This window comes from Sulfitobacter faviae (assembly GCF_029870955.1).
GTDB lineage: Bacteria > Pseudomonadota > Alphaproteobacteria > Rhodobacterales > Rhodobacteraceae > Sulfitobacter > Sulfitobacter faviae.
This window is the reverse complement of record NZ_PGFQ01000001.1, coordinates 2,124,368-2,148,652: the sequence shown is the minus strand read 5'-3', so window position 1 is coordinate 2,148,652 and position 24,285 is coordinate 2,124,368. Positions and strand designations below refer to the sequence as shown.

The following is a 24,285-nucleotide window of genomic DNA, read 5'->3' as shown; positions in this document are numbered from 1 at the left end:
GGATTGGCGCAAGAAAAAGGCCAGCCGGGGGAAACCGCGGCTGGCCTTTTTCCTTCATTGCATAACGCTTAGCGCCGCAGATAGGCGTCCCGATATCCTGCCCGGCGCAATTGGCCAAGCGCCGCTTGGGCGGAGCCGCCCGCGATGGGGCCCGCCTGAACGCTGTGGTAGGTCTTGCCGCCACGGGTCTGTTTGCCGATGCGGGCGGGCAGGCCCAAGGCCGCGATCTGCCGCGCCGCGCGCTGCGCATTGGCGGGGCTGCCAAAGACACCGACCTGCACATAGCCCGCTTTGGTGTTGGGCTGGGCCGCCGGGGCCGAGCGGCTGGAGTAGACGGGGGCCGTCTTGATCGGGCGGGCATCCCGATGGATCGGCGCGGCGTTGCGGTAGCGCAGCACCCGTTTCACCACTTGGCCATCCCGCTCGACGATCTTGACCCGCCCCAGCTTGCGGCGCTGTGTTTCGATATCAAGATAGGGATAGATCAGCGGCACTTTGGCGGTCACGTCTTCGCCGGTGGCCTTGTTGACCAAACGGCGCGGCAGGGTCTGGGTCCAGACCAACAGCATGTCGGCGCGGCCTTCCAAGGTCTGCTCGGCCCGGTGCGGGTTCAGACGGTCGTCCTCCCAAACCTTCCGGTATCCTTTCGGGACTTTTACATTGGTCGTGTTCACCCGATTGATCGCCACATGTTTCGGCACGATCCGCGTCTGCGTGCCCACGGCGCGGGCGGGCTTGGCGCTGACCACCGGGGCGGCGACGGCGGCAGGGGCCACGATCCGCGCGGGTGCGGCGGCAACGCCGGGCATCACGCCCGCGCTGCGGTAGGGCTGCGGTGCGGTGCCGCGCTGCGGGCTCGAAGGGGCAAGACGCCCTGTCACAATCGGTTCCGCCTGCGGACCACAGCGCACGCTATAGCCATCCCCGCGCCGCATATAGCGCTGCGAGAGGGGCGAAGCGGCGGGACACGCGGTGACAAAGCCAGCCGGTGCCGGAGCGGCCAGCGCGACGGGTTTGCTGGGCACCACGGGCATGGGGCGCGGCGCGGTTTCGCGCACGACTTTGGGGGCAGCGCTCCGCGCCGGGGCTGGCGCGACACGGCGCACCACTTTTTGCGGCGCGGGCCGGGCCACGGGGGCTTTCGGCTTCGCCTTGGGCGCGGGCGCTTCGGCGACACGAGCCGGGGGCCTTTTGGCCGGGGCGGGGTCGACCTTGGTCTGCGCCGCCTCAACCTTGGCCTCTGCCACTTTCACGCCATTCGTGGGCTGGAACCCGCAGATTTGCTCGCGCGCGCGGCTCATGCGGGGCACCCATGACACATTGCCGTCGATGCCCGCGCGGATGAACACACATCCCGCGCTGTCGACATATTGCTTGCCCTTGTAAGAGGACGGCGGAAACTCTGCCGGTTGGCTCCGGCTGTCCTGCGCTTGGGTCTGCGATCCGCCGACGCCCAAGGCTGCGACGATCATCGCCATGGCAATACTTCTGGTAAGTGTCATCTAATGCCCCCACACTATCTGGTAGAACGATGCATCAGCGCGCGGCCTGAGTAAAGCACCGCGCGCCGATTAGCGAAACTTACCCGATCACTTGGTGCCGAACATCCGGTCACCCGCGTCGCCCAAACCGGGGATGATATAGCCCTTCTCGTTGAGGGACTCGTCCAGCGAGGCCGTGACGATGCGCACGTCCGGATGCGCGGCTTTCATCGTAGCGACCCCCTCGGGCGAGGCCAGCAGGCAGAGGAAAATGATATTGGTGGCGCCTGCCTCTTTCAGCAGGTTGATCGCCGCGACCGAAGAGTTGCCGGTGGCCAGCATCGGGTCTACGGCAATGACGAGGCGATCTTCCATCGCCTCAGGCACTTTGAAGTAATACTGCACCGGCTGAAGGGTCTCTTCGTCACGGTAGAGACCGACAAAGCCGACCCGCGCCGAGGGGATCAATTCGAGCACCCCATCCATCAGCCCGTTGCCCGCCCGCAGGATCGAGATCAGCGCCAGCTTCTTGCCGTCGAGCGTTGGCGCGTCCATCTCTTGCATCGGGGTCTCGACCCGTTTGGTCGTCATCGGCAGGCCGCGCGTCACCTCATAGGCCAAAAGCTGGCTAATCTCGCGCAGCAACTGCCGGAAGACGGCGGTCGAGGTGGCTTTGTCGCGCATGATGGTCAGCTTGTGCTGCACCAGCGGATGGTCGACGATCGTCAGGTGATTGGGGGTATCGGTCATGCGGCAGGCTCCTTTATTTGCCCTGCTTCTAGCCGCACAAGCGCCCCGCTCGCAAGCAAAGGCTGCGCGGCTACTGCGGCACCTCTACCCCCAGATGCCCGGCGACGAGAGCTGCGACATCGGTAAAGCCGATCTGCCCCAACGCCCCCGCCCCGGTCCCGGCGACCAGCACCGGCACCCTTTCGCGGGTGTGATCGCTGCCCGCCCATGTCGGATCATTGCCATGGTCCGCCGTCACCACCAGCATGTCGCCCTCCCCCAGCGCCGCGATCACCTTGCCGATCTCGGCGTCGAACCACTCCAGCGCCCGGGCATAGCCCGACACATCGCGGCGGTGGCCGTAAAGACTGTCGAACTCCACGAAATTGGCGAAGGTCAGGCTGCCCTCTTCGGCTTCACCCACCAGATCATGCAGATGATCCATCAGCTTGGCATCCGGCCCTTTGCGCAGCTCGTCGATGCCCTGCATGGTGAAAATATCGCCGATCTTGCCCACCGCATAGACCCGCCCCCGGCGTTCTGCACCCAGTTGGTCAGCACCGGTTTGGGCGGCGTGATGGCATAGTCGCGCCGGTTCGCGGTGCGCTCAAAGGCGCCCACTTCCCCGGTGAAGGGCCGCGCGATGACACGCCCCACCTTCATCTCATGCAGGCGGGGCGCGATGTCTTGGCAAAGCTTCAAAAGGCGGTCGAGGCCAAAGGTCTCTTCATGGGCGGCGATCTGGAACACGCTGTCGGCAGAAGTATAGCAGATCGGCCAGCCGCTTTCGCAATGCTCCGCCCCCAGCCGTTCGATGATCGCCGTGCCAGAAGCGTGGCAGTTGCCCAAGATGCCATCGGTGCCCGCCAGCCGCGCGACCTCTGCGGTCAGGTCTGCGGGAAAGGCGGGGGTCTCATCCGGGAAGTAATGCCATGCCCAAGGCACCGGCAACCCGGCCAATTCCCAATGGCCCGAGGGGGTGTCTTTGCCCTGCGAAACCTCCGTCGCAGCGCCCCAGCGGCCTTCGGGCGCAGCACCCAGCCCCGGCGCCTCCATCCCGCTGGCGAGCTTCAGCGCGACACCCAGACCCAACCGGTCGAGTTTGGGCAGCGCCAGCGGCCCGCTGCGCCCCTCTTCGGCCTCTCCCGCGGCACAGGCCTGCGCGATATGGCCCAGCGTATTGGCCCCGGTATCGGGCAGGTCGCCGTTAAAGAACGCCCCCGCGTCCGGCGCCCCGCCGATGCCCACGGAATCGATCACGACCAAGAATGCACGTCCCATCAGCCGATCCTTTCCAAGATCAAATCCGGCGCTTCAACCGCCCTGTCCCCTAGCGTGATCGCCGCCAGAACCGCCGCCTCTGCCGCATCCGCAGCCGCCTCTCCCGCCGCGTGGATCGTGGCCAAAGGCGCGCCGGCGCGGACCTCTTCGCCCAAGCGCCGCACCTGCGACAGGCCCACCGCCGGGTCGATCTGGTCTGCCTCGACCACCCGGCCCCCGCCGAGATTGACCACCGCCATGCCGAGTGCCGCGCCGTCGATCGCGCTTACGTAGCCGCCGCGCGGCGCGGGGACCGCGCGGATCACGGGGGCTTTGGGCAGAATACGCTCCCAGTTTTCGGCGAAATCGGCAGGTGCGCCCATGGCGCTGAGCATCCGGGTGAAACGCTCCAACGCGCGGCCATCGCGGACCGCCGTGCGCAGGGCTTCGGCCCCCGCCTCAGCCGTCGCGGCCAGACCGCCATTGGCAAGAAGCCCGCCACCCAATTCAGCCGTCACATCAAGGATCGGCCCCGTCACCGCCCCGGTCAGCACCCGCATCACCTCGGCCACCTCCAGCGCGTTGCCAAGGCTCGGCACCAGCGGCTGGTTCATGTCACTGATCACCGCCGTCGTCGGGCAGCCCGCCGCCGTGGCGGTGCCGCTCAGCGCTTCGGCCAAGGCACGCGCCTGCGCGAGCTCCTTCATAAACGCGCCCGAGCCGACCTTCACGTCAAGCACCAGCCCATCCAGCCCGGCGGCGAGCTTTTTCGACAGGATCGACGCGGTGATCAGGTCGAGCGAATCCACGGTCGAGGTCACATCCCGCACCGCATAAAGCCGCCGATCCGCCGGGGCGATGTCGCCACTGGCGCTGACGATGGCGCAACCCACCTCCCGCACCACCGCGCGAAACCGCGCCTCTTCCAACTGCGTGCTGACGCCGGGGATCGCCTCAAGCTTGTCGAGCGTGCCGCCCGTATGCCCCAGCCCCCGGCCCGAGATCATCGGCACATAGGCCCCGCAGGCGGCCAGCGCGGGGGCGAGGATCAATGAGACGCAATCGCCCACCCCGCCGGTCGAATGTTTGTCGAGCACGGGGCCCTCCAAGTCCCAGTCCAACACCTGCCCCGAATCGCGCATCGCAAGGGTCAGCGCCACGCGGCCCGGCTGGTCCAAGCCATTAAGGCAAATGCCCATGGCAAAGGCCCCGGCCTGCGCGTCACTGACACGGCCATCGGCCAGCGCCCCGGCTATCCAGGTCAGCGCCTCTGCATCCAATGCCTCACCATGGCGCAGCCGCGCCAGAATGTCCCGCGCGCTCATGCGGTTAACCCTGCATGTGGGCGGCGCCAAAGGCCCCCGGCAGCAAGTCGCCCATGGTGGTCTGCTGTTCCTTGCCCGCCACGGTGGCCATGGTCACGGATACATCCCCGCCCGAAAATTCCGCCAGTTTCTGGCGGCAGCCGCCGCAGGGCGTCACGGGCATATCGCTGCCCGCCACGACATAGACCTCGGCGATCTCACGCTCGCCTGCTGCGACCATGGCAGCAATCGCACCCGCCTCGGCGCAGGTGCCCTGCGGGTAGGCGACGTTTTCGACATTGCAGCCACTGAACACCGCGCCCGAGGCGGTGCGGATCGCCGCGCCGACCTTGAAATTCGAATAGGGCGCATGGGCGTTTTCCCGCACCAACACAGCCGCGTCGCGCAAATCAGTCATTAGGCTCTCCCTTTTCTCGGACTATAGAAAATTACCCCGCCCTGTGCGATGCAAAACCACATGTCCCCTCAATCGCCTCTTAAAGCCCGCGCAAAATGACCTGCAAGGGCGACGCTGGGGCAAAGCCATCCGGCACCTAGACCGCCCCCGCCAAAAGCCGCTTTGCTTGCGCGCGAAAATTAGTTTAACGCTAAACCATTATTCGGGAGAAGCATAAACGATGTCCGACACCCCCAACCTGCGCCAAGCTGCATTGGATTACCACGAACACCCCCGGCCCGGGAAACTGGAGATCCGCGCGACCAAACCGCTGGCCAATGGCCGCGATCTGGCGCGGGCCTATTCACCGGGCGTGGCCGAGGCCTGTATCGAAATCAAGAACGACCCCGACACCGCCGCGCGCTATACCTCGCGCGGCAATCTGGTGGCCGTGGTCAGCAATGGCACGGCAGTGCTGGGGCTGGGCAATATCGGCGCGCTGGCCTCGAAACCGGTGATGGAGGGCAAGGCCGTGCTCTTCAAGAAATTCGCCAATATCGACTGCTTTGACATCGAGCTTGATCAATCCGACCCCGAGAAACTGGCCGAGATCGTCTGCGCGATGGAGCCGAGCTTTGGCGCGATCAACCTCGAAGACATCAGGGCCCCCGACTGTTTCGTGGTCGAGAAGATCTGCCGCGAGCGGATGAACATCCCCGTTTTCCATGATGACCAGCACGGCACCGCCATCGTCGTCGGCGCTGCCGCCAAGAACGCGCTGCATGTGGCGGGCAAGCGCTTCGAGGACATCAAGATCGTCTCCACCGGCGGCGGGGCTGCGGGCATCGCCTGCCTCAACATGCTGCTGAAACTCGGCGTAAAGCGTGAGAACGTTTGGCTCTGCGACATCAACGGGCTGGTCTATGAAGGCCGGACCGAGGATATGAACCCCAGCAAGGCCGAATATGCGCAGAAGTCCGACCTGCGCACGCTGGATGATGTGATCGACGGGGCCGACCTCTTCCTTGGCCTCTCCGGCCCCGGCGTGCTCTCGCCCGAGATGGTGGCGAAGATGGCCAAACGCCCGATCATCTTTGCGCTGGCGAACCCCACGCCGGAAATCCTGCCCGATGTGGCCCGCGCCGTGGCACCGGATGCGATCATCGCCACAGGGCGCAGCGATTTTCCCAATCAGGTCAACAACGTGCTCTGCTTCCCCTTCATCTTCCGGGGTGCGCTGGACGTGGGTGCGACCACGATCAACGACGAGATGAAGATCGCCTGTATCGACGGCATCGCCGCCCTCGCCCGCGCCACGACAAGCGCGGAGGCGGCAGCGGCCTATCAGGGCGAACAGCTGACTTTTGGTGCTGAATATCTGATCCCGAAACCCTTCGATCCGCGCCTCATCGGCGTCGTCTCCTCCGCCGTGGCCAAGGCCGCGATGGAGACGGGCGTGGCCGCGCGGCCTATCGAAGACCTCGACGCCTATAAACGCAAACTCGACGGGTCGGTGTTCAAATCCGCGCTGATCATGCGCCCGGTCTTCGAATCCGCCCGCTCCTCCCCCGCCGTCTGGTCTTTGCCGAGGGCGAGGACGAACGCGTGCTGCGCGCCGCGCAAGCGATCATCGAAGAAACGGTGGAACGGCCCATTCTGATTGGCCGCCCCGAGGTGATCGAACGGCGCATCGAAAAGGCGGGTCTGAACCTGCAACTGGGCCAAAACGTCGATCTGGTGAACCCCGAGAACGACCCCCGCTACCGCGATTATTGGGAGACCTACCACAGCCTGATGTGCCGCCGCGGCGTCAGCCCCGACATCGCGCGGGCAATCATGCGCACCAACACCACCGCCATTGGCGCGGTCATGGTGCATCGTGGTGAGGCCGACAGCCTGATCTGCGGCACCTTTGGCGAGTTTGGCTGGCACCTCAATTACGTCAACCAAGTGCTGGGCCGCGACGGTTTCCGCCCGCATGGCGCGCTGTCGATGATGATCCTCGAAGACGGTCCGCTCTTCATCGCGGATACCCAAGTGAACCTGCACCCCACCCCCGAACAGATCGCCGAGATCGCCATCGGGGCCGCCCGCCACGTCCGCCGTTTTGGCATCGAGCCGAAAGTGGCGCTCTGCTCACAAAGCCAGTTCGGCAATCAGGGCGAAGGATCGGGCAAACGTCTGCGCGCGGCGCTGGAGATCCTCGACGCGGGCAACCATGATTTCGTCTACGAAGGTGAGATGAACATCGACACCGCGCTTGATGCCGAACTGCGCGCGCGGCTGCTGCCCTGCAACCGGATGGAAGGGGCCGCCAATGTGCTGGTCTTCGCCCATGCCGATGCTGCCTCGGGCGTGCGCAACATCCTGAAAATGAAGGGCGATGGGCTTGAAGTCGGGCCGATCCTGATGGGGATGGGCAACCGGGCGCATATCGTGTCGCCCTCGATCACCGCGCGCGGGCTGCTGAACGTGGGCGCCATCGCGGGCACGCCGGTCGCGCATTACGGCTAATGCCTGCGCAAAACGCCGCCCCCTTTCGGGGACGGCGTTACATGGTCGAATTTAGGGTTATTTGCGGGGCGTGGCGGGCTTGATGTCCGCGACGGAGGACGGGGCCTTGGCGGCGGGTTTTGCCGCGGCCTTGGCTTGCTTCTTCTTATTGCCGATTTTGTCACCCATGGTCGGGCCCTTTGCATGCAAGCGGCGCTGGCATCATGCCGCGCCTATGGGCATCATGGCAAAGTCGTGTTTCGGCGCTGATCCGTTTTCGACCAAGATGTCGTAAATATCGCGCCACCCCGAAAGGCGGCGCGAAGCCGCTTAGAACCGCCAGGTGAAGGCGCGGCTGACGCCGATGCGCATGGTCCATTGATCCTCTGACCCGGCCTGTGTGATCGGGCTGTCGGCGGCGTCATTCAGCAGACGTTGATAGGCCACGGCCCCTTCCAGCGCCCATGCGTCATCCAAACGGTAGGTCGCCTCGACCTCGACCCCCGCGCCCAGCAGACCGCCACCGGCCTCATAGGCGGCGAAGTTCGTGGTGGCGGTGTCGACGCCGTAATAGGTGTCAGCATAGGTGTCGTTGCCAAGGCTGAAACGCGGGCCTGCGGTGATGGTCCAACGCTCATCGGGGCGGAAGATCACATCGGCACCGATGTCGCCGGTCACGCCTTCATGGCCGCCAAAGCCACGGCGGACCTTGCCGAAGACCTGCCAGTTCACCTCGCGGTAGACCACGCCAAAGCCCAGTTCGACCGCCGCGTCGATATCCTCAAGCCCCGCAAGCTCCGCGTGATCGGAACTGTCACGCTCACCCAGATAGCGGAACGCGCCGGTGAAGCCGAAACCGGTCTTGGGCGTATCGCCAATGTTGGTGCCGATCTTGCGCCCGCCCCATTCCAGCGAACCGAAGGTGAAGGCCAAATCCGGCGTCGCGCGATAGCTGCTGGCGCCCGGATAATCCGGCGCCGCCCCGACACCGCCGCGCAGGGCGAAGTTGATGCTACGGTCCTGCGCCGCCGCAGGCAGCGCGGCAACGATGGCAAGGCAGGATGCAAGAGGCAAAGAAAGGGCGAGACGCATAATGGCAGGCTCCGGAAAAACAGTGAATTTCCGCCCAATCTAGCATGACGCGGCGCGACTGACAGGAACAATAGCGTTCCGCTTGCTGAAATCTTTCTAAGCGGCCAGAGTGACTGGAAATAATTGCGCGACACTGCACCTATACCCGGCCCGCGGGTTTGCCGCACAGCGCAACAGGAGGAGGAACACCATGGGATATCGCGACACCTACGACCGCTGGAAGGCCGACCCGGAAGCCTATTGGCTAGAGCAAGCCGAGGCGATCGACTGGGATATCGCGCCGACGCGCGCGCTGTTTGACCGGGGCGACCATATCTACGAATGGTTCGCGGATGCCAGTGTGAACACCTGCTACAATGCCGTCGACCGCCATGTCGACCAAGGCAACGGCAAACGCGTGGCGATTATCCATGACAGCCCGATCACCGGCAGCAAATCCACCCTGACCTATGGGGAGTTGCAGGCCCATGTCGCCTCGCTCGCCGGGGCGCTGGTGGCTCAAGGCGTGGAAAAGGGCGACCGCGTGGTGATCTATATGCCCATGGTCCCCGAAGCGGTTGAGGCGATGCTGGCCTGCGCGCGCATCGGCGCGATTCATTCCGTGGTCTTCGGCGGCTTCGCCTCTAGCGAATTGGCGGTGCGGATCGACGATTGCAAACCCAAGGCGATCATCGCCGCCTCCTGCGGGGTGGAGCCATCGCGGGTGGTGGATTACAAACCGCTGCTTGACGGAGCCATCGAACAGGCCAGCCACAAGCCCGACACCTGCATCATCCTGCAACGCGGCCAGAAACCCTGTGAGTTGAACCCCGAGCGGGACATCGATTGGTACGCCGCCCAAGACGGCGTGCGCCCGGCGCCCTGCGTGCCTGTGGAGGGGAACCACCCGGCCTATATCCTCTACACATCCGGCACCACCGGCGCACCCAAGGGCGTGGTGCGGCCCACGGCGGGGCATCTGGTGGCGCTGAACTGGACCATGAAAAACGTCTATAACGTCGAACCGGGAGAGGTCTTTTGGGCCGCCTCGGACGTGGGCTGGGTCGTGGGGCACAGCTATATCTGCTACGCGCCGCTGATCGCCGGGAACACCACCGTCGTATTCGAAGGCAAGCCCGTGGGCACGCCCGATGCGGGCACCTTCTGGCGGGTGATTGAGGAACATGGCGTGGCGAGCTTCTTTACCGCCCCCACCGCCATCCGCGCCGTGAAACGCGAAGACCCCGAGGGCGAGGAGATCAAGAGATACGACCTGTCGAGCCTGCGTGCGCTCTATCTCGCTGGGGAGCGGGCCGATCCCGATACCGTCGAATGGGCGCAGGAGAAACTGGGCAAGCCGGTCTACGATCACTGGTGGCAGACCGAGACCGGCTATACCATCGTCGGGAATCCAGCAGGGCTTGAGGCGCTGCCGGTCAAGGTCGGCTCCCCAACCGTGCCGATGCCGGGTTATGACGTGCAGATTTTGGATGAGCGCGGCGCCCCCTGCCCGCCGGAGAGTTGGGCGCCATCGCCATCAAGCTGCCCCTGCCCCCCGGCACCCTGCCGGGGCTCTGGAACGCCGAAGACCGCTTTCGCAAATCCTACCTCAGCACCTTCCCCGGCTATTATGAGACCGGCGATGCAGGCCGGATCGACGAGGACGGCTATGTCTGGATCATGGCGCGCACCGATGACGTGATCAACGTCGCGGGCCACCGCCTCTCGACCGGCGCGATGGAAGAGGTCTTAGCCGGGCACCCCGATGTGGCGGAATGCGCCGTTGTGGGGGTCAGCGATGAGCTTAAAGGACAGATGCCGGTCGGGTTTCTCTGCCTGACCAAGGGTGTCGACCGCCCGCATGAGGAAATCGTCGCCGAATGCGTCACCCGGATGCGCGAGCAGATCGGCCCCGTAGCCGCCTTCAAACAGGCCGTGGTGGTCGACCGCCTGCCCAAGACCCGCTCGGGCAAGATCCTGCGCGCGACGATGGTGAAGATCGCCGATGGGGAGGATTTCAAGACCCCGCAACCATCGACGACCCGGCGATCTTGGACGAAATCCGCACGGCGCTGAGGGGCATCGGCTACCCGCAGGGCTAACCAAAAATCACATGGCGGTGGACCTTTGCCCGCCCGGCGCTACAGTTACCCCCACAGAAACGCGCGCGCAGCCCAGCCCGCGCGTTTTTTACAATTGCGTTGCTTGCGCAAAATATGCGAAGCGCCCCCGGAAATGCCCCCGGCGGGGCCAACCACGACAGCACATTCAGTGGGTCTTTTCCCTCCCGGAGCTTACCCTCCGGCCGCGCAGAAAGGTTTTCGACGTGCAGACACCCTATTACCTGATCGACAAGGCCAATCTCCGCGACAATATGGAAAAGATCGCCCGCCTCCGCGCGCTTTCCGGTGCGCGCTGCCTGCTGGCGCTGAAGTGCTTCGCCACATGGTCGGTCTTTGATTTCATGTCCGAGTATATGGACGGCTCGACCTCCTCGTCGCTCTATGAGGTGCGACTGGGGGCCGAGAAATTCCCCGGTGAGACCCACGCCTATTCGGTGGCCTATGCCGAGCATGAGATCGACGAGGTGCTGGGCCATGCCGACAAGATCATCTTCAACTCCATCGGCCAGCTCGACAAGTTCGATGCGCAATCGCAGGGCCATATCCGCGGGCTGCGGGTGAACCCCGGCGTTTCCACCTCGGACTTCGACCTTGCCGACCCCGCCCGCCCCTTCAGCCGTCTGGGCGAGCATGATCCGGCAGCGATCGACGCGGTCGCCGACCGGATCAGCGGGCTGATGTTCCACAACAATTGCGAGAACGACGACTTCGCGCGGTTCGACGAGATGCTGACCCTGATAGATGAGCGCTTTGGCGCAGTGCTGCACAAGATGGAGTGGATCAGCCTCGGCGGCGGCATCCATTTCACCGGCGAGAGCTACCCGCTCGACGAACTGGCGCTACGGCTCAAAGCCTTTGCCGACCGCTTTGGTGTGCAGGTCTATCTGGAACCCGGCGAGGCCGCGATCACCGGGGCCGCGACACTTGAGGTCACCGTGCTCGACACGATGTACAACGGTAAGAACCTTGCCATCGTCGACAGCTCCATTGAGGCGCATATGCTCGACCTGCTGATCTACCGCGAACCGGCCAAGATCGCCCCCGACACGGGCGACCACGAATGGATGATCTGCGGCAAATCCTGCCTTGCAGGCGATATCTTTGGCGAGTTCCGCTTCGATGCGCCGCTGAAGGCCGGCGACCGGCTCTCGTTTCAGGACGCTGCCGGTTACACGATGGTCAAGAAAAACTGGTTCAACGGCGTGAAGATGCCCGGCATCGCGGTGCGCGAGTTGGACGGAACCACCCGAATGGTGCGCGATTTCGATTATGACGATTTCGCCGCCGCCCTGTCGTGACAAGGAAAGAGGTCAACACTATGAAACGCAATGTTCTTATCATCGGCGCGGGCGGCGTCGCACAGGTTGTGGCGCATAAATGCGCGCAGAATAATGACCGTTTGGGTGACTTGCATATCGCCAGCCGCACGGTCTCCAAATGCGAGGCGATCATCGCAAGCGTGCATGAGAAAAACGCGATGAAGCAGGATGGCGTCTTCAAGGCGCATGCCGTCGACGGGATGGACACCGATGCCGTGGCCGCCCTGATCAAAGAGACCGGCTGCCAAATCGTCATCAACGTGGGCTCGCCGTTCGTGAACATGACCGTGCTTCAAGCCTGCATCGACACCGGTGCTGCCTATATCGACACGGCGATCCACGAGGACCCGACCAAGATCTGCGAGACCCCGCCGTGGTATGGCAACTACGAGTGGAAGCGCCGCGAGGCCTGCGCCGAAGCGGGGGTGACCGCGATCCTCGGCGCCGGTTTCGATCCGGGCATGGTCAACGCCTTCGCCCGTTTCGCAGTGGATGAGTTCATGGACGAGGTCAAATCCATCGACATCGTCGACATCAACGCGGGCAACCACGGCAAGTATTTCTCGACCAACTTCGACCCTGAGATCAACTTCCGCGAGTTCACCGGCACCGTTTACAGCTGGCAGGAAGGCGCGTGGCAGGAGAACAAGATGTTCGAAGTGGGCCGCGAATGGGACCTGCCCGTGGTCGGCAAGCAGAAGGCCTATCTGTCGGGCCATGACGAGGTGCATTCGCTGTCGGCGAACTACCCGCAGGCTGACGTGCGCTTCTGGATGGGTTTTGGCGACCACTACATCAACGTCTTCACCGTCTTGCAAAACCTCGGCCTGCTGTCCGAGCAGCCCGTGACCACCGCCGAGGGGCTGGAGGTCGTCCCGCTGAAAGTGGTGAAAGCCGTGCTGCCCGACCCGTCGAGCCTTGCGCCCAACTACACCGGCAAGACCTGCATTGGCGATCTGGTGAAAGGCGTGAAGGACGGCGAAGAGGTCGAGGTCTTTGTCTATAACGTCGCCGATCACAAGGACGCCTATAACGAAGTGGGCAGCCAAGGCATTTCCTACACCGCGGGCGTGCCGCCGGTGGCCTTTGCGATGCTGATCGCCGATGGCACCTATGACACCGCCACCATGGTCAATGTCGAAGAGTTGGACCCCAAGCCCCTCTTTGGTTTGCTCGACGACATCGGCCTGCCCACCCGCATCAAAGACGACAAGGGTGACCGCGCTTGGCATGAGGCTTGAACCTCTCTTGAAACGCAAAAGGCGACCCTCAGGGGGTCGCCTTTTTTAATTCTGCCGACGAAACTCAGTATTTCGCGGCGAAGTCATCGACTTGACGCTCGGCCTCGTCTTTGGCGATGCCATAGCGTTCTTGAATCTTACCCACCAACTGCTCGCGATTGCCACGGGCTTCGGCGATTTCGTCATCGGTCAGATCGCCCCATTGCGATTTCACCGCGCCGGTCATCTGGTTCCAATTGCCTTCGATACGGTCCCAATTCATCTTAGGTCTCCTTTCTTCGGCTGTTAAGACGCGGGAGGTTCCCGCTCTTGCAGGCTCAACGCTGGCGCGAAGTCAGGGTTCCGGTAGGCGCGAGGTGCGGCGGAAAGACGCCGCCCTCTCCGGTCAGTTGAACTGCTCCGAGATCAACCGCTCTTCCAGCCCATGGCCGGGATCGAAGAGGATCCGGTGGCTGACGCTGGGGTCTGACGAGACTTCGACCGTCGTCACATCGCGGTGCGACTGGCCGTCGGCATCGGCCATCACGGGGCGTTTTTGCGGTTCTTGCACATCGAAACGCACCGTGGCCCGTTTCGGCAACAAGGCCCCACGCCAGCGGCGCGGGCGGAAGGCGGCAATCGGGGTCAGGGCCAAGACATCCGAACCGATGGGCAGGATCGGTCCATGGGCGGAGTAGTTATAGGCGGTGGAGCCCGCAGGGGTCGCCACCAGTGCCCCGTCGCAGACCAGTTCCTCCATGCGCTGACGCCCGTCTATCGTGATGCGCAGCTTGGCCGCCTGCGGCCCCGCGCGCAGCAGGGAAACCTCGTTGATCGCCAGCGCGGTCGAAATCGTCCCGTCGATATGGGTGGCGCGCATGACCAAAGGGTTAATCACCGCCTCTTCCGCCGCCGCCAGCCGCGCTTGCAGGTCGCCCTCTCGGTAGGCGTTCATCAAAAAGCCGATGGTGCCCCGGTTCATCCCATAGACCGGCGCGTCCATGTCTTGGGTGCTGTGCAGCGTGTGCAGCATGAACCCGTCGCCCCCAAGCGCCACGATCACCTCGGCTTGACGCAATGGCACATCGCCATAACGCCCGATCAAAGCGGCCCGCGCCGTCTGTGCCACGCTGGCCCGGCTGGCCACAAAAGCGATCTTTAAGGACATGTCAGCAGGCTCATTCCGGCGAAGTTTCCGATCATCGGCGTTTGGGGCCAAAACAATCACATTATTCCGTGCGCCACCAGTGTTGACGCACATATCTTGCAACCTGTCGGTTTACAGCCTTCACCTCAGGCCGGGTTTCCGATAGGCAACACGCGAAACCAGCTCCAATGAGGATCCCCTGATGTCCGATTTCTTCACCAAATCTCTCGCTGATTCCGATCCCGCCCTCGCCGCTGCGATCGATGCCGAACTGGGCCGCCAGCGCGGCGAGATCGAATTGATCGCCAGCGAGAACATTGTTTCGGCTGCGGTGCTTGAGGCGCAGGGCAGCATCATGACCAACAAATACGCCGAAGGCTATCCGGGGCGCCGCTACTATGGCGGCTGTGAGCATGTCGACGTGGCCGAGAACCTCGCCATCGATCGCGCCTGTGCGCTTTTCGATTGCCAGTTCGCCAATGTGCAGCCGAACTCCGGCAGCCAAGCAAACCAAGGTGTCTTCACCGCGCTGCTGCAACCGGGCGACACCATTCTGGGGATGAGCCTTGATGCCGGGGGGCACCTGACCCACGGGCCAAGCCGAACCAGTCGGGCAAATGGTTCAACGCCGTGCAATACGGTGTGCGCAAACAGGACAATCTGCTGGACTACGTCCAAGTCGCCGAATTGGCGAAAGAGCATCAGCCCAAGATGATCATCGCCGGTGGCTCCGCCATCCCGCGTCAGATCGACTTTGCCAAGATGCGCGAGATTGCAGACAGCGTGGGCGCCTATCTGCTCGTCGACATGGCGCATTTCGCGGGTCTTGTCGCGGCGGGTGAGCATCCCTCCCCCTTCCCCCATGCGCATGTGGCGACGACCACGACCCACAAGACCCTGCGCGGCCCGCGCGGCGGCATGATCCTGACCAATGACGAGGCGATCTCGAAAAAGATCAACTCCGCCATCTTCCCCGGCATTCAGGGCGGCCCCTTGATGCATGTGATCGCGGCCAAGGCCGTGGCCTTTGGCGAAGCGCAGCAGCCTGAGTTCAAAGCCTATGCCAAACAGGTCATCGCCAATGCGCAGGCGCTGTCGGATCAGTTGATCAAAGGCGGCCTCGACACCGTGACCCACGGCACCGACACCCATGTTGTGCTGGTCGACCTGCGCCCGAAAGGCGTGAAGGGCAACGACACGGAGAAGGCTCTGGGCCGGGCGCATATCACCTGCAACAAGAACGGCGTGCCGTTTGACCCGGAAAAGCCAATGGTGACGAGCGGCATCCGTCTCGGCTCCCCTGCGGGCACGACACGCGGCTTTGGTGAGGCCGAGTTCCGCCAGATCGCCGATTGGATCATCGAAGTGGTCGATGGGCTGGCGGCCAATGGTGCCGATGGCAATGCCGAGGTCGAGGCCAAGGTGAAAGCCGAGGTCGAAGCGCTGTGCCAGCGTTTCCCGATGTATCCGAACCTGTAAGCGATTTGGCCCTCGCAGCGATGCGGGGGCCACTTTACCCCCGGCCGGGCGGCGCCCGACCGCGGGTGGGCATCGCAAACTGCGTTCCTACCGCTTTATTTCTCAACCATGATGTGCGGCCAAGCAAAGCGCCTTGATTCCGGGCGATCATCGCCAGACAGCCCCCTTGCCGATCCCCCTCCCCGCGCCACATTCTCTCGCAAAGGAGAACCGCATGATCATTCACCCCAAGGGCAGCCGCCCCTCTGAACCCGGCCCTGACGATTACTTCACCGGAGAGGTCGAGATGACCCCGCTGATCTCGGCCCCGGCGCCTGCCCGCCTCCGCGGCGTGACGGTGACCTTTCAGCCCGGCGCGCGCACGGCGTGGCATGTCCACCCTCTGGGCCAGACCCTGATCGTCACCGAAGGCACAGGCCGCGCCCAGACCGAAGGCAGCCCGGTGCAGACGCTGAACAAGGGCGATGTCGTCTGGTTCGGCCCCGGTGAGAAACACTGGCACGGGGCCGCGCCCGACAGCGCCATGACCCATATCGCCCTGCAAGAGGCACAGGTCGGTGAGGCGGTCGAATGGATGGAAAAGGTATTGGACGCGGATTACGACCCGGCCTGAGCCCATCGGCGCGGCGGCTTACACGTAGCCGCGCCACCAAAGCCAGATCACAAAGCCTGCGAAAACCACCAGAATATTGAAGGCCACGCCGGCCAGCCGGTCAAGGATGATGCCGCGCCGCCGGGCCTTTGGGTCGATCTCTTTCAAATGCGCCGTAACCCGGTTGAAGGCGGCCCAAACCGGGGCATCCTCCAACTGACGGGCGATATGGGGGTTGGCGACCAGATGCTCGGTCTTGCTGAGCAACATCCCATCGCCGCGAATGCCGCGCGGCAGTTCCGGCCCGGCGCGGTGAAACGCCTCACGCAGATCGCGGGCCTTGATGCGCAAACGGTCCTCGAACAAAGGGCGCAGCGCCTCGGCGCGGGTGTCGAAATCTTGGCGGTCAATCATGGGCGCATCTAATCGCTCTGGTCCCCGGGCTGCAATGCCCTTAAATTTGCCCGCATGTTGAATTACTCCGAATATGGCGAAGCCGCCGCCGACCGCCCGACCCTGCTGATCGTCCATGGCCTCTATGGCTCTGGCCGCAACTGGGGCGTGATCGCCAAACGCCTCGCGGACGCGCGTCATGTCGTCACCGTCGACATGCGCAACCACGGCGGCAGCCCGCATCACGACACCCACAGCTACCCCGAAATGGCGCAGGATCTGGCCGAGGTGATCACGCATCTGGGCGGCCCGGTGGACATCTGCGGCCACTCGATGGGCGGCAAGGCGGTGATGATGCTGGCGCTGACCCGGCCCGAGCTGCTGCGCCGCGTGATCGTCGCCGACATCGCGCCTGTCGCTTACGGCCACACGCAACAGATGTTCATCGACGCCATGCGCGGCGTGGACCTCAGCCGTGTCGAGCGCCGCTCGGACGCCGAGGCGCAGCTGGCCGAGGCGGGGGTGGAGCGCGCGTTGCAGAGCTTTTTCACCCAATCGCTCGACCTGCCCGGCAAGCGCTGGCGGCTGAACCTCGACGCGCTTGAGGCGGAGATGCCCAAGATCGTCGGCTGGCCCGAGGATGTGACCGGCCAGTTCCCGGGGCCGACCCTGTTTCTGTCGGGCGGTGCCTCGGACTATGTGCAGCCCGAACACCGTGAGCCGATCAAGGCGCTGTTCCCACAAGCGCGCTTTGCCAAGATTCCCGGCGCGGGGCATTGGCTGCACGCAGAGAAACCGCGCGAGTTCGAAGCCACGCTGCGCATCTTTCTAAACGCCGAAGGGGCCTCGCACGCGGGCTGACCGCTTTGGCCCTGTCAGATCGCCCCAGCACAGCGCCCGCAAGGGTTGAACAGGCGCCCCCGCCCTTATTTATGGGGCCGTCAAAGCCATTCCCCCCTTGCAGCCCGTGCCGCCATCCCTATAAGGCAGGACAATTTGCAAAATTAGGGGGCCGCCATGCCGAAACGTACCGACATCCAGTCGATCATGATCATTGGTGCGGGGCCGATTGTCATCGGACAAGCCTGCGAGTTCGACTATTCCGGCGCCCAAGCCTGTAAAGCGCTGAAGGAGGAAGGCTACCGCGTCATCCTCGTCAACTCCAACCCGGCCACGATCATGACCGATCCCGGGCTCGCCGACGCCACCTATATCGAGCCCATCACGCCCGAAATCGTCGCCAAAATCATCGAGAAAGAGCGCCCCGATGCGCTGCTGCCCACCATGGGCGGCCAGACGGGCCTCAACACCTCGCTCGCGCTCGAAGAGATGGGCGTGCTTGAGAAATTCGGCGTCGAGATGATCGGAGCCAAGCGCGAGGCCATCGAGATGGCCGAGGACCGCAAACTCTTCCGCGAAGCGATGGACCGTCTGGGCATCGAAAACCCCAAGGCCACCATCGTCACCGCCCCGACGCGCGAAGACGGCAAGAAAGACCTCGCCGCGGGCGTGAACCTCGCGCTCGAAGCGCTGGAATACGTCGGTCTGCCCGCCATCATCCGCCCCGCCTTCACCATGGGCGGCACCGGCGGCGGCGTGGCCTACAACCGCGAGGATTACGAGTTCTACTGCCGCTCGGGCATGGATGCCTCGCCGATGGGCCAGATCCTCGTCGATGAGTCGCTGCTCGGCTGGAAGGAATACGAGATGGAGGTGGTGCGCGACACCGCCGACAACGCCATCATCGTCTGCTCCATCGAGAACATCGACCCGATGGGCGTGCACACCGGCGACAGCATCACCGTGGCCCCCGCGTTGACGCTGACGGACAAAGAATACCAGATCATGCGCAACCACTCCATTGCGGTGCTGCGCGAGATTGGGGTGGAGACCGGTGGCTCCAACGTGCAATGGGCGGTGAACCCCGCCGATGGCCGCATGGTGGTGATTGAGATGAACCCGCGCGTGTCCCGCTCTTCGGCGCTGGCGTCCAAGGCCACGGGTTTCCCCATCGCCAAGATCGCCGCGAAGCTCGCCGTGGGCTTCACGCTGGACGAGCTCGACAACGACATCACCGGCGTCACCCCCGCCTCCTTCGAGCCGACCATCGACTATGTGGTCACCAAGATCCCCAAATTCGCCTTTGAGAAATTCCCCGGGGCCGAGCCCAACCTGACCACCGCGATGAAATCGGTGGGTGAGACCATGGCCATTGGCCGCACCATCCACGAGAGCCTGCAAAAGGCGCTGGCGTCAATGGAATCGGGCCTTACAGGCTTTGACGAAGTCGAAATCGCCGGTCTCAACAGCGACCTGCCCGGCGACGCGCCCGAGAATATGGCGGCGCTTATCAAAGCCGTGTCGGCGCCTACCCCCGACCGGATGCGCACCATCGCGCAAGCGATGCGCCACGGCATGTCGGACGACGATCTGCACGCGCATACGATGTTCGACCCGTGGTTCCTTGCCCGCATCCGTGAGATTATCGAGGCCGAGGAAGGCGTTCGCGCAAACGGCTTGCCAAGCGATGCCGATACCTTCCGCGAGTTGAAGATGATGGGCTTCACTGATGCCCGCCTCGCCATGCTGACCGACAGCCGCGAGGCACAGGTCCGCGACGCGCGGCTGGCGCTTGGCGTCAAGGCCGTGTTCAAACGCATCGACACCTGCGCCGCTGAGTTCGAGGCGCAGACGCCTTACATGTACTCCACCTATGAGACCCCGCTGATGGGCGAGGCGGAATGCGAGGCGCGGCCCTCGGACCGTAAGAAGGTAGTGATCCTCGGCGGTGGCCCGAACCGGATCGGTCAGGGCATCGAGTTCGACTATTGCTGCTGCCACGCCTGCTACGCGCTGACGGATGCGGGCTATGAGACCATCATGGTCAACTGCAACCCCGAGACGGTTTCGACCGACTATGACACCTCGGACCGCCTCTATTTCGAGCCGCTGACCTTTGAGCATGTCATGGAGATCCTGCGCGTCGAGCAGGAGAACGGCACGCTGCACGGCGTCATCGTGCAGTTCGGCGGCCAGACCCCCTGAAGCTTGCCAATGGTTTGCAAGAAGCGGGCATTCCGATCCTCGGCACCACGCCCGACATGATCGATCTGGCCGAAGACCGTGAGCGTTTCCAGCAGCTTGTGCTGAACCTCGGCCTGAAACAGCCGCGCAATGGCATCGCCCATTCCGATGCGGAGGCGATGGAGATCGCCAAGGAAATCGGCTTCCCGCTGGTGATCCGCCCCTCCTATGTTCTGGGTGGCCGCGCGATGGAAATCGTGCGCGACCAGGCCAGCCTTGAGCGCTACATCACCACCGCCGTCGTCGTCTCGGGCGACAGCCCGGTGCTGCTCGACAGCTACCTCAGCGGCGCGGTGGAGCTTGACGTCGACGCGCTTTGCGACGGCAAGGATGTCCACGTGGCGGGCATCATGCAGCACATCGAAGAGGCGGGCGTGCACTCCGGCGACAGCGCTTGTTCGCTGCCGCCCTATTCGCTGCCGCGCGAAGTGATCGAAGAGGTCGAAGAGCAGACCCGCGCGCTGGCCAAGGCGCTCAACGTTGTGGGCCTGATGAACATCCAGTTCGCGGTGAAGGACGGCGAGATTTACCTCATCGAGGTGAACCCCCGTGCCTCGCGCACCGTGCCCTTCGTGGCCAAGGCGACCGATAGCGCCATCGCCTCCATCGCCGCGCGGATTATGGCCGGTGAGCCGCTGAGCAACTTCCCGCAGCGCCCCGCCTACCCCGATCAGGCGGCCTATGAAGACACGCTGCCCTTGGGCGACCCGATGACGCTGGCCGACCCCAATATGCCGTGGTTCTCGGTCAAAGAGGCCGTGCTGCCTTTCGCCCGTTTCCCCGGCGTCGACACGCTGCTGGGGCCAGAAATGCGCTCCACCGGTGAGGTCATGGGCTGGGACCGCGACTTCCCCCGCGCCTTCCTCAAGGCGCAGATGGGCGCGGGCAACCCGCTGCCGCGCAAGGGCTGCGCTTTCCTGTCGGTTAAGGATGCGGATAAGGGCCAGAACATGCTGGATGCGGCGAAGATCCTGCTAGACCAAGGCTTTACCCTCATCGGCACCCGTGGCACGGCGGAATGGCTCACCGCCAATGGCCATGCCTGCGATGTGGTGAACAAGGTCTATGAGGGGCGCCCGGACATCACCGATATGATGAAGAACGGCGAGGTGCATCTGGTGATGAACACCACCGAAGGCGCACAGGCGGTCGAAGACAGCAAGTCGATCCGCTCCATCGCGCTTTACGACAAGATCCCCTATTTCACCACCGCCGCAGGTGCCCATGCCGCCGCATTGGCAATCAAGGCGCAGGCCGAGGATGCGATCGGCGTGAAAGCGCTTCAGGGATAAGAAAAAGGGGCTGCCCATCGGGCGGCCCCTTTCGCATTTGGGCATCGGCGCCCGCCTAGCTGATGATGCAGCGGATCCAGCAAAGCTGAGGCGCGAAACGCATCCGCGTGGCATGCGAGACGTTGACCTCCGTGCCCTCCAAGCCGATCTGCGCAATCGGCTCGTGCATGAAAGAAGTCTCCACCAACACCAGACGGTCACCATTGGCCATCAGCGGCACCCGCTCGCGCGAAAGCCCCGCGATAAAGTCGAGATCGAGCAGGCTGTCCAGTCCGATGCCTTGCGAGAAATCCACCGCCAAAATCCGGCGGGTCAGACTGTCGCAATTCAGAATGCACCGCACCTGCGTGACGCGAAGAGAGACTTCGTAACCGGTGAGCTGCTCCGCGACCGACTGCAGGCCCAAGAGATCAGCGGCGTTGATCGGCGTCGTCTGCCGCGACAGGCTGTCGGCGATGACGGCGGTGGCATCGGTCGCCATCCCGCGCACCCGAAAGGCATCGGTAAAGGTCAGCATCGCCATGATCGACCAGACCAACAACGGCAGCAGAACCAGAAAGGCAATCGTCTGGCTGCCCTCTTCCGACCGGACGAAACCTTTGAATACGATCCCCCTCATCCGCGCGGCTCCGTCACGAAAGCGGTGGTGACCCGCACGCCATATGTGCCATCCGACCCTTCGGGCAATTTCCGGCCCAAGCCTGTCCCCGGCAAAAGCGGATCGAACAGGCGGCAGACCCGCATCATCATCAGATTGTTCTGCTGGCCGGGTAGAAAGCCATTTGCGGGGTCGAAATCCTCATCCCGGTCGACACAGGGGGCAGCCCCGCTCAGATCAGCCCAGTCGGCAATCGGCATGGCCCGCATTTCGATCCGGATATTCTCGATGCAGCCCGCATCGAAAACCGACCGCTCACAAATCAGCGCCTTCATCGCGTCATAGCCTGGCACGGAACCGGTGGCCAACCGCACGTCCCGCACGGCCAAATTCGTGGCCCGCCGCAACATGATCTCACGCGCGCTCCACAGGCCCGTCTCAAGCGCGAGGAAGAAGAAGTAAAAGACGAGCGGCAAAAGGATGACGAACTCGATGGTGACCCCGCCCGCCTCGGACCGGCGAAAGCGGTCTTTGACGAAGCGGATCATTTGGTCAGCCTCAACATAGAGATGGACGCCGCGATCATGTCGAAGGCGGTTTGGATCTCCAGACCCTGAACGTCGAAGTAATGGGCCTCGGAAGAGGCGCAGTCTTTCAAAAGGCTGAGGGAGTTGGTGCTGTCGACATCCATGCCGATGGAATAGACGACGACGCCAGCGGTGTTCGCGACGCCGCAGATTTGGCGCAGGCGGCGGTCTTTCTCGTTCGCGCTGATGGTGTCGTGCATGTTGTTCCAAAAACTATTCGCGCGCGAACTCCAAGTCTGCGATCCGCCCCACCAGCTCGTCGTCCGCCGCCGGCCATAGAGGTTATAGCCGTAGTAATAAGGGGACATCTCGGCCCAAACCTCGGGCCAGTCGAGCCGTTCTTCCTGCCCTTGATCCCTATAGTCCCGTAGACTGGGGTGGTTGAGCAGCGTGTAATCATCCCACCTACGATCAGAGCCCCAAGGGTGGGTCGCATAAAAGTAGTCCTCAGGATAGGAATTATCCCCGTCGTATTCGTTGGAGCGTTCAGCAGAATCCACTGTATAGAACACCACCGACCCGTAGTCGGTGCGGATCACATCCGACTCGCCGGAAGCATACTCAGGCTCAAGACGGTATTCCGGAAAGTTCTCACCATCCGTCATCAGCACCAGAACCTTCATGCTGTTATCAGCCCCGTGTGGGTGCGGACGGCCTTGAAACTCCTGCGGGACCAGACCGACGTCGATCAAGCCGCTCACCGGCCCCTGTGCGGATGGGTCGAGCAAGGCCAGCCCCCACTTCGCACCAACGTCGATCGACGTCGACCCTTCGGCGGTCAAGGCGAGGATTTGCGATCTCAGCGCCGCGACCGAGTCTGACAAAGGAGTAATTTCAAAGCCTGCGTCTTTACGGCAAACCCATTGGCCCCTTTCCTGATTGGAACTCGACATGCTCTGGAACTGGAAGTGCCCTGTCCGTTGCATCTGTTGTTGGGGGTCGATCGCCAAGGAACCATAGTCATTCCCATCGAAATCCACGCAGTGGGAATAGCTATGTTCGGTGGTTGTCGAATATTGGCCCAGCAGAGCTTCTCCCGCATTTACCTTGGTCGAATAGGGAATGATCGAAATCGATACGCGTCCCTCTTCGGTATCGCTTAGGATCGTATCGACAAAGTCGATGGCCGCATTCTTCAGCAGGGTCAGCTTGATCCCGCTGCGGTCGCTGGTCCTCTCCCCCATCGACCCCGACACATCCAACACCAGAGAAATCTCGATATCCTCGACCCGTTCGGTCGCCTCAGAGCTGATCGTCATCCCGAGTGAATCGATGTCGAAAAACCGGAAGAAATAAGTGTTCAGCCCGGCGGGAAGCGAGGCTTCGACGGTGCGCCCCACCAGAATGCCGCCGATCTTTTCTTCGCTCGAGTCGATCACCACCTCGGAAGGATCGAGCCCCGCGGAGGTCAGGTAGCTGCGCACGACCTCTTCAGGGTCGAGGTCTTGCGACAGGCTCGCCGCGGCGAGCACGGCATTGTCGAGATGGGTCTGAAAGGTGGTCCGCGTCCGCTCGTGGTTCGCCAGGTCCACGGCCAGCCCGCCAAAGATCGTGATCCCGAAAAACACGACCAACATGAGGACCAGCATGCCGCCGCCCTCGTCCTTGCGAAAACGCTTTGCCCGCTTGCAAAGCATTCGACTGATAATACTGCGCCTCATGACACCTCTCTTTTTCGGAGGTTGAATCCGTAAGCAAATTCTGTGCTTTAGGCTG

The 24,285-nt window shown here is 63.4% G+C and carries 16 protein-coding genes and 5 pseudogenes; 8 read left to right on the top strand and 13 right to left on the bottom strand.

The window, feature by feature from the left end; translation table 11 throughout:
- Positions 1-68 precede the first annotated feature (68 nt).
- From CUR85_RS11120 to CUR85_RS11100, 5 genes and pseudogenes are all read right to left on the bottom strand, one after another.
- Entirely contained in the window at positions 69-1,502 is a 1,434-nt protein-coding gene (locus CUR85_RS11120; protein WP_136720452.1) for an SPOR domain-containing protein, read from the bottom strand.
- A gap of 87 nt (positions 1,503-1,589) precedes the next feature.
- A complete protein-coding gene (gene upp / locus CUR85_RS11115; protein ID WP_067263778.1) occupies positions 1,590-2,231 on the bottom strand; it encodes a uracil phosphoribosyltransferase in 642 nt (213 codons plus the stop codon).
- Between the two features lie 70 nt (positions 2,232-2,301).
- A pseudogene (locus CUR85_RS11110) lies at positions 2,302-3,491 on the bottom strand (phosphopentomutase).
- Positions 3,491-4,795 carry a thymidine phosphorylase gene (locus tag CUR85_RS11105; protein ID WP_067267267.1) on the bottom strand — a complete coding sequence of 435 codons (1,305 nt, stop codon included), beginning with the start codon at positions 4,793-4,795 and terminating at the stop codon, positions 3,491-3,493. Before CUR85_RS11105 ends, CUR85_RS11110 begins: the two are co-directional and overlap by 1 nt.
- Positions 4,796-4,799: 4 nt before the next feature.
- Positions 4,800-5,192: a cytidine deaminase gene (locus CUR85_RS11100; protein ID WP_067267269.1), complete on the bottom strand. Its 393-nt coding sequence runs from the start codon at positions 5,190-5,192 to the stop codon at positions 4,800-4,802.
- 220 nt (positions 5,193-5,412) lie between these two features.
- Between CUR85_RS11100 and CUR85_RS11095 the strand changes: the two are divergent.
- Positions 5,413-7,685 (top strand): annotated as a pseudogene (locus CUR85_RS11095) (NADP-dependent malic enzyme).
- A 57-nt stretch (positions 7,686-7,742) separates the two neighbouring features.
- On the opposite strand, the gene CUR85_RS11090 reads toward CUR85_RS11095, so the two are convergent.
- Together CUR85_RS11090 and CUR85_RS11085 are read right to left on the bottom strand one after the other, a co-directional pair.
- The gene (locus tag CUR85_RS11090) at positions 7,743-7,853 is read right to left on the bottom strand and encodes a malic enzyme (RefSeq protein ID WP_067267274.1); all 111 of its coding nucleotides are present in this window, start codon (positions 7,851-7,853) and stop codon (positions 7,743-7,745) included.
- A 141-nt stretch (positions 7,854-7,994) separates the two neighbouring features.
- On the bottom strand, positions 7,995-8,738 hold the full coding sequence (locus CUR85_RS11085) for a MipA/OmpV family protein (protein ID WP_280322638.1): 744 nt from the start codon (positions 8,736-8,738) through the stop codon (positions 7,995-7,997).
- Positions 8,739-8,946: 208 nt separating this feature from the next.
- Here CUR85_RS11085 and CUR85_RS11080 point away from each other — a divergent pair.
- The 3 genes and pseudogenes from CUR85_RS11080 to CUR85_RS11070 all read left to right on the top strand — a co-directional run bounded on the left by CUR85_RS11080 (position 8,947) and on the right by CUR85_RS11070 (position 13,418).
- A pseudogene (locus tag CUR85_RS11080) lies at positions 8,947-10,837 on the top strand (propionyl-CoA synthetase).
- A 224-nt stretch (positions 10,838-11,061) separates the two neighbouring features.
- Positions 11,062-12,156 (top strand): carboxynorspermidine decarboxylase, encoded by a 1,095-nt coding sequence (locus tag CUR85_RS11075; RefSeq protein WP_067267279.1) that lies wholly within the window; start codon positions 11,062-11,064, stop codon positions 12,154-12,156.
- Between the two features lie 20 nt (positions 12,157-12,176).
- Positions 12,177-13,418, top strand: coding sequence for a saccharopine dehydrogenase family protein (locus CUR85_RS11070; RefSeq protein WP_067267280.1), 1,242 nt, complete (start codon positions 12,177-12,179; stop codon positions 13,416-13,418).
- A 64-nt stretch (positions 13,419-13,482) separates the two neighbouring features.
- Here the strand turns inward: CUR85_RS11070 and CUR85_RS11065 are convergent, their stop codons facing one another.
- Together CUR85_RS11065 and CUR85_RS11060 are read right to left on the bottom strand one after the other, a co-directional pair.
- Positions 13,483-13,680: a CsbD family protein gene (locus tag CUR85_RS11065; RefSeq protein WP_067267282.1), complete on the bottom strand. Its 198-nt coding sequence runs from the start codon at positions 13,678-13,680 to the stop codon at positions 13,483-13,485.
- Between the two features lie 123 nt (positions 13,681-13,803).
- A complete protein-coding gene (locus CUR85_RS11060; RefSeq protein ID WP_067267283.1) occupies positions 13,804-14,565 on the bottom strand; it encodes an NAD kinase in 762 nt (253 codons plus the stop codon).
- A gap of 181 nt (positions 14,566-14,746) precedes the next feature.
- Here CUR85_RS11060 and glyA point away from each other — a divergent pair.
- Both glyA and CUR85_RS11050 read left to right on the top strand, forming a co-directional pair.
- A pseudogene (glyA, locus tag CUR85_RS11055) lies at positions 14,747-16,023 on the top strand (serine hydroxymethyltransferase).
- Between the two features lie 214 nt (positions 16,024-16,237).
- Positions 16,238-16,636 carry a (R)-mandelonitrile lyase gene (locus CUR85_RS11050; protein ID WP_067267287.1) on the top strand — a complete coding sequence of 133 codons (399 nt, stop codon included), beginning with the start codon at positions 16,238-16,240 and terminating at the stop codon, positions 16,634-16,636.
- A gap of 18 nt (positions 16,637-16,654) precedes the next feature.
- Here the strand turns inward: CUR85_RS11050 and CUR85_RS11045 are convergent, their stop codons facing one another.
- The gene (locus CUR85_RS11045; RefSeq protein ID WP_067267288.1) at positions 16,655-17,029 is read right to left on the bottom strand and encodes a hypothetical protein; all 375 of its coding nucleotides are present in this window, start codon (positions 17,027-17,029) and stop codon (positions 16,655-16,657) included.
- Positions 17,030-17,083: 54 nt separating this feature from the next.
- On the opposite strand from CUR85_RS11045, the gene CUR85_RS11040 reads away from it, so the two are divergent.
- Positions 17,084-17,869, top strand: a complete 786-nt coding sequence (locus CUR85_RS11040) for an alpha/beta fold hydrolase (RefSeq protein ID WP_067267290.1) — start codon at positions 17,084-17,086, stop codon at positions 17,867-17,869.
- Between the two features lie 156 nt (positions 17,870-18,025).
- Positions 18,026-21,384, top strand: a pseudogene (carB, locus tag CUR85_RS11035) (carbamoyl-phosphate synthase large subunit).
- A 55-nt stretch (positions 21,385-21,439) separates the two neighbouring features.
- Here the strand turns inward: carB and CUR85_RS11030 are convergent.
- Genes CUR85_RS11030 through CUR85_RS11020 form a run of 3 tightly spaced genes read right to left on the bottom strand, consistent with a single transcriptional unit; the run spans position 21,440 to position 24,158 of the window.
- A complete protein-coding gene (locus tag CUR85_RS11030) occupies positions 21,440-22,003 on the bottom strand; it encodes a TadE/TadG family type IV pilus assembly protein (RefSeq protein ID WP_067267294.1) in 564 nt (187 codons plus the stop codon).
- Positions 22,000-22,530 carry a TadE/TadG family type IV pilus assembly protein gene (locus tag CUR85_RS11025; RefSeq protein WP_067267295.1) on the bottom strand — a complete coding sequence of 177 codons (531 nt, stop codon included), beginning with the start codon at positions 22,528-22,530 and terminating at the stop codon, positions 22,000-22,002. The genes CUR85_RS11030 and CUR85_RS11025 overlap by 4 nt, the downstream gene beginning before the upstream one ends.
- Positions 22,527-24,158: a pilus assembly protein TadG-related protein gene (locus tag CUR85_RS11020; protein WP_169306082.1), complete on the bottom strand. Its 1,632-nt coding sequence runs from the start codon at positions 24,156-24,158 to the stop codon at positions 22,527-22,529. The genes CUR85_RS11025 and CUR85_RS11020 overlap by 4 nt, the downstream gene beginning before the upstream one ends.
- Between the last annotated feature and the right edge of the window lie 127 nt (positions 24,159-24,285).

What these genes read in the sequence shown, in the direction of transcription:
- CUR85_RS11120 (WP_136720452.1), bottom strand. Translation starts at nt 1,502, where the DNA reads ATGACACTTACCAGAAGTATTGCCATGGCGATGATCGTCGCAGCCTTG.
- upp (WP_067263778.1), bottom strand. Translation starts at nt 2,231, where the DNA reads ATGACCGATACCCCCAATCACCTGACGATCGTCGACCATCCGCTGGTG.
- CUR85_RS11105 (WP_067267267.1), bottom strand. Translation starts at nt 4,795, where the DNA reads ATGAGCGCGCGGGACATTCTGGCGCGGCTGCGCCATGGTGAGGCATTG.
- CUR85_RS11100 (WP_067267269.1), bottom strand. Translation starts at nt 5,192, where the DNA reads ATGACTGATTTGCGCGACGCGGCTGTGTTGGTGCGGGAAAACGCCCAT.
- CUR85_RS11090 (WP_067267274.1), bottom strand. Translation starts at nt 7,853, where the DNA reads ATGGGTGACAAAATCGGCAATAAGAAGAAGCAAGCCAAGGCCGCGGCA.
- CUR85_RS11070 (WP_067267280.1), top strand. Translation starts at nt 12,177, where the DNA reads ATGAAACGCAATGTTCTTATCATCGGCGCGGGCGGCGTCGCACAGGTT.
- CUR85_RS11065 (WP_067267282.1), bottom strand. Translation starts at nt 13,680, where the DNA reads ATGAATTGGGACCGTATCGAAGGCAATTGGAACCAGATGACCGGCGCG.
- CUR85_RS11060 (WP_067267283.1), bottom strand. Translation starts at nt 14,565, where the DNA reads ATGTCCTTAAAGATCGCTTTTGTGGCCAGCCGGGCCAGCGTGGCACAG.
- CUR85_RS11050 (WP_067267287.1), top strand. Translation starts at nt 16,238, where the DNA reads ATGATCATTCACCCCAAGGGCAGCCGCCCCTCTGAACCCGGCCCTGAC.
- CUR85_RS11045 (WP_067267288.1), bottom strand. Translation starts at nt 17,029, where the DNA reads ATGATTGACCGCCAAGATTTCGACACCCGCGCCGAGGCGCTGCGCCCT.
- CUR85_RS11040 (WP_067267290.1), top strand. Translation starts at nt 17,084, where the DNA reads ATGTTGAATTACTCCGAATATGGCGAAGCCGCCGCCGACCGCCCGACC.
- CUR85_RS11030 (WP_067267294.1), bottom strand. Translation starts at nt 22,003, where the DNA reads ATGAGGGGGATCGTATTCAAAGGTTTCGTCCGGTCGGAAGAGGGCAGC.
- CUR85_RS11025 (WP_067267295.1), bottom strand. Translation starts at nt 22,530, where the DNA reads ATGATCCGCTTCGTCAAAGACCGCTTTCGCCGGTCCGAGGCGGGCGGG.
- CUR85_RS11020 (WP_169306082.1), bottom strand. Translation starts at nt 24,158, where the DNA reads ATGCTGGTCCTCATGTTGGTCGTGTTTTTCGGGATCACGATCTTTGGC.